This is a genomic window from Streptosporangium sp. NPDC003464, from assembly GCF_053588315.1.
Window position 1 is genome coordinate 1 of sequence record NZ_JBSFPS010000451.1, and the last position, 4,230, is coordinate 4,230.

The 4,230-nt window shown below is 71.7% G+C and carries 6 protein-coding genes; 3 read left to right on the top strand and 3 right to left on the bottom strand.

Translation table 11 applies throughout. The features are described 5' to 3' along the window. Positions 1-234: 234 nt before the first annotated feature. Both ACWDS7_RS46890 and ACWDS7_RS46895 read right to left on the bottom strand, forming a co-directional pair. Positions 235-612 (bottom strand): VOC family protein, encoded by a 378-nt coding sequence (locus ACWDS7_RS46890; protein WP_451934579.1) that lies wholly within the window; start codon positions 610-612, stop codon positions 235-237. A 51-nt stretch (positions 613-663) separates the two neighbouring features. Continuing rightward, entirely contained in the window at positions 664-1,362 is a 699-nt protein-coding gene (locus ACWDS7_RS46895; RefSeq protein ID WP_451934580.1) for a TetR/AcrR family transcriptional regulator, read from the bottom strand. 116 nt (positions 1,363-1,478) lie between these two features. On the opposite strand from ACWDS7_RS46895, the gene ACWDS7_RS46900 reads away from it, so the two are divergent. Genes ACWDS7_RS46900 through ACWDS7_RS46910 form a run of 3 tightly spaced genes read left to right on the top strand, consistent with a single transcriptional unit; the run spans position 1,479 to position 3,729 of the window. Then, entirely contained in the window at positions 1,479-1,823 is a 345-nt protein-coding gene (locus tag ACWDS7_RS46900) for a YrdB family protein (protein WP_451934581.1), read from the top strand. Positions 1,824-1,877: 54 nt separating this feature from the next. Continuing rightward, positions 1,878-2,822, top strand: coding sequence for an NAD-dependent epimerase/dehydratase family protein (locus tag ACWDS7_RS46905; protein WP_451934582.1), 945 nt, complete (start codon positions 1,878-1,880; stop codon positions 2,820-2,822). 16 nt (positions 2,823-2,838) lie between these two features. Further along, the gene (locus tag ACWDS7_RS46910) at positions 2,839-3,729 is read left to right on the top strand and encodes a Gfo/Idh/MocA family protein (RefSeq protein ID WP_451934583.1); all 891 of its coding nucleotides are present in this window, start codon (positions 2,839-2,841) and stop codon (positions 3,727-3,729) included. Between the two features lie 16 nt (positions 3,730-3,745). Here the strand turns inward: ACWDS7_RS46910 and ACWDS7_RS46915 are convergent. Further along, a partial coding sequence (locus ACWDS7_RS46915) for an SDR family oxidoreductase (protein WP_451934584.1) occupies positions 3,746-4,230 on the bottom strand: 485 nt, incomplete at its 5' end.

The window sequence follows — 4,230 nt, forward strand, 5'->3', positions numbered from 1 at the left end:
TGCTCATCGACCGGCTGCTGCCCGAGCAGCTCGGCTATGAGAAGTCGCTGCTGGCGGCCCTGGACGCGGAGCGGCAGGGGGAGCTGGCCGACCTTCTCGGCGAGCTGCTGCTCCTGCTCGAAGGCCGGCTGGGCGCCCGCCAGCTCTGACCACGCCGGCCCGGTGCCCGGCCCCGTGTGGGGAGAGCGCGCGGCGGTACGCACCCGGCCGTCACGGACCCGCCCGCGCCCCCCGTCACGGTCGCGGGGCTCGGCCGTGGTTGAGGTCGATGACGCAGAAGCGGTTGCCCTCGGTGTCGGCGAGGACGACGAAGTCGGGGTCGTCCGGATAGAGGTCCCAGTCGACCCGTTCGGCGCCGAGGGACAGCAGCCGCTCCACCTCGGCGCTCTGGTCCTCGGTGTGCAGGTCGATGTGGACGCGCGGGTGTTCCTGCAGGGGGGTCCGGCTGAGATCCAGCGCCAGCGCGGTGCCGGGGCCGTCGGCCGGCTCCAGCACGATCCAGTCGTCCTTCGACTCGCTCTCGCGGGTGACATAGCGCAGTGCCCGGCTCCAGAAGGCGGCCGCCCGCCGCACGTCGGCGGCGCCCAGCACGATCATCCCGATGTTCAGCATGGGGTGATTGTGGCACGGGCCGGCTCCGTGCCGGCGGCCGCTCCCGGAGGGTCAGACGGGCAGGCCGAGGAAGGCGGCGCTGCAGCGCATGGAGTGGTCGAAGGCGGGGCCCGGGTCGAGGATCGTGTTGTTGAACTGGCCGAACAGCTCGAAGTTGAGCCAGCCGAACAGGCCGGTCCAGACGATCAGGGCGCGGACGATCACGTCGTCGGGGACGTCGGGGATGACGGCGCGCACGTTGGCGGCGTCCCCGCTGAAGGAGGCCGGCGCGGGCGGGCAGATGTCCGGCGGGTTCAGGGCCCCCGCCCGGTGGGCGTCGGCGACGAGCCGGCCGTAGACGATCGTGTCGCGGACCGCCGCGGCGACGGTGTCCTGCGGCGCCTGGTATCCGGGTACGGGCGAGCCGTACAGCAGGGCGTACTCGTGCGGATGGGCCAGCGCCCAGTCCCGTACGGCGTGGCAGAGCGCCAGCCACCGGCCGGTGTGGTCCTCGCGCGGGCAGAGCGCCTCGGCGTTCTCCACGGCCTCGCCGACGGCGTTGTAGCCGTCGATGATCAGGGCTGTGAGCAGGTCGTCCCGGGAGGGGAAGTAGCGGTAGATCGCCGAGGACACCATGCCCATCTCGCGGGCGACCGCGCGGAGGGACAGGCCGCCCGCGCCTTCGGTGGCCAGGTGCCTGCGGGCGATGTCGGTGATCTCACGGGTCAGCTCGGCCCGGACCCGTTCCCGTGCTGTGCGGCTTGAGCTCATGCCCGGAACCTTATCAGAGCACTGAAAAAAAATAAGAGCACTGCTCTTGACGAGCTGCGCTCTTTGGCGAGAGCATTGCTCTCAGAACGGAACGTCACTCTCCAAGGAGCCCCCCGATGCTGTCTCTGGCCAAGAACACCAACCTCCTCGTCATGTTCCTGCTGGAGCTGGGTGTTCTCGCCTCGGTCGGCTACTGGGGGTTCACCGTCGGCCAGAGCCTGCTGGTGAAGCTGCTCCTCGGGCTCGGCGCCCCGGCGCTGTTCATCGCCGTCTGGGCGGTCTTCGGCGCGGCCAACGGCGCCACGATCCCGCTCACCGGGGCCGCCCGGGTCCTCCTGGAGGTCCTGTGGTTCGGTGGCGGCGCCGCCGCACTGGTCATGGCCGGCCGGCTCACCCCGGGGATCGTCTTCGCCGCCGTCTACGTCGTCAACGCCGTCCTGCGGCTCGTCTGGAACCAGTGAACCCCGGGCCTGCCGGGCCCGGCCGCGTCACCATCGACGAAGGGAAGAACCATCATGGGCAAGCACGTCATCGCGGGAGCCGGTCAGGTCGGCTCCGAGGTCGCCCGGTTGCTGGCCGGCCAGGGACACGAGGTCGTCCTCGTCAGCCGCTCGGGGTCCGGCCCCGACCTGCGGGGGATCCGCAAGGTGGCGGCCGACGCCGCCGACCGGGAGCGGATGACCGCCCTGACCAAGGGGGCCGACGCGCTCCACAACTGCGTCAACCCGCCCTACAACCGCTGGGCGCAGGACTGGCCGCCGATCGCGGAGTCGCTGCTGGCCACCGCCGAGGTCACCGGCGCGGGATACGTCATCCTGGGCAACCTCTACGTCTACGCCGCGCCCGAGCGGCCGATGCGGGAGAGTGACCCGCTCACGCCGCCCAGCGTCAAGGGCGGGATCCGGGCCCGCATGTGGCGGGAGGCCCTGGCCGCGCACGAGGCGGGACGGGTCCGGGTGACGGAGGTGCGCGGGTCCGACTACTTCGGTCCCGGCTGCCTCGACCAGGCGCACCTGGGCGACAGGTTCGTCCCCCGGCTCCTGGCCGGCAGGCCGGTCCGCTACATCGGCGACCCCGCCCAGCCGCACAGCTGGACCTACGTGCCCGACGTGGCCCGCGCCCTGGTGACGGCCGCGACGGACGGGCGGGCCTGGGGGCGGGCGTGGCACGTCCCGACGGCCGGGGAGATGACGGCGCACCAGGTCGCCGAGCGCATGTGCGCGCTGGCCGGCGTCCCGAACCCGGGGGTCAAGGTCATGCCGCACTGGGTCGTCCGTACCGCGGGCGCCTTCTCGCCCATGCTCGGCGAGCTGGAGGAGCTGCGCTACCAGTTCGTCCGGCCCTTCGTGCTCGACTCCACCGACTTTCAGGCCACCTTCGGCGTGGCCCCGACCCCGATGGACGAGGCGCTGGCCGCGACGGTCGCGTGGTGGCGCGAGCGCCTGGCCAGCGCGGCCTAGGCCGTACGCTCTCAGCATGAAGACCGCTGTGATCGGCCTCGGTGACATCGCGGAGAAGGCGTATCTCCCCGTCCTCTCCACGCTGCCCGGCCTCGACCTCCACCTGTGCACGCGCAACCGCGACACGCTCGACCGCCTGGGTGACGCCTACCGGATCGGGCACCGTTCCACCTCGGTGGAGGAGGTGCTCGCGGCCGGGGTCGAGGCGGCCTTCGTGCACGCCGCCACGGGCGCCCACGTGAAGATCGTCGAGCCGCTGCTCCGGGCCGGCGTCCACGTCTACCTGGACAAGCCGATCGCCTACACCCTGGCCGAGTCCGAGCGTCTGGTACGGCTGGCGCACGAGGTGGAGCGGTCGCTGCTCGTCGGGTTCAACCGCCGCAGGGCGCCCTCCTACGCGGCCCTGCTGGATCTGCCCCGCCATCTGGTGGTGATGCAGAAGAACCGCAGGGGCCTGCCGGAAGACCCGCGGACCGCGATCTTCGACGACTTCGTCCACGTCGTCGACACCCTCAGATACCTGGTGCCCGGGCAGGTCGAGCAGACCGGGATCCGGACCCGGGTCAGGGACGGGCTGCTGGAGCACGTGACGCTGGAGCTGTCCGGTGCCGGCTTCACCGCCTTCGGCATCATGAACCGGGTGAGCGGCGCCACCGAGGAGACCGTCGAGGTCATGGGGGACGACGTCAAACGCCGGGTGGTCAACATCGCCGACGTGACCGACTACGCCGGGGCGGAGACGCTGACCCGGCGCGGCGACTGGATCCCGGTCGCCCGCCAGCGCGGCATCGAGCAGCTCTGCCTGGAGTTCCTCGGCGCGGTCCGCTCCGGCACCCTGATCGGCGCCGACGACGCCCTGGCCACCCACGCGATCTGCGAGGACATCGTCCGCGCCTGCGCGGTGTAGGTCCCGGGACGGGCCGTCAGTGACCCATGGAGGCGCCTCCGTCCACCGGGATGACGGCGCCGGTGATGTACGAAGCCCGCGGGGAGGCCACGAAACGCACGGCCTCCGCGATCTCCTCCGGGCTCGCCATCCTCCGCAGCGGGATCTGCGCGCACATCTCGGCGATGCGCTTCTCGGGGAGTCCGGAGGTCATGTCGGTGTCCGTGAGGCCGGGGGCGATCACGTTCACCGTGATCCCCCGGCTGCCGAACTCCCAGGCGAGGGAGCGCGCGAATCCGATCAGGCCGGCCTTCGAGGCGGCGTAGTTGCTCTGCCCCTGCTCGCCCCGCAGGCCCACCGACGACGAGACGAACACGATCCGCCCCCGCTTGGCCCGGAGCATCTTCGGTGCCACCTGCCTGACCACGCGGAAGGCCCCTTTGAGGTTGGCGTCGAGGGTGGCCTCGAAGTCCTCCTCGCCCATTCGCAGGAGCAGCTTGTCCCGGGTGATGCCGGCGTTGG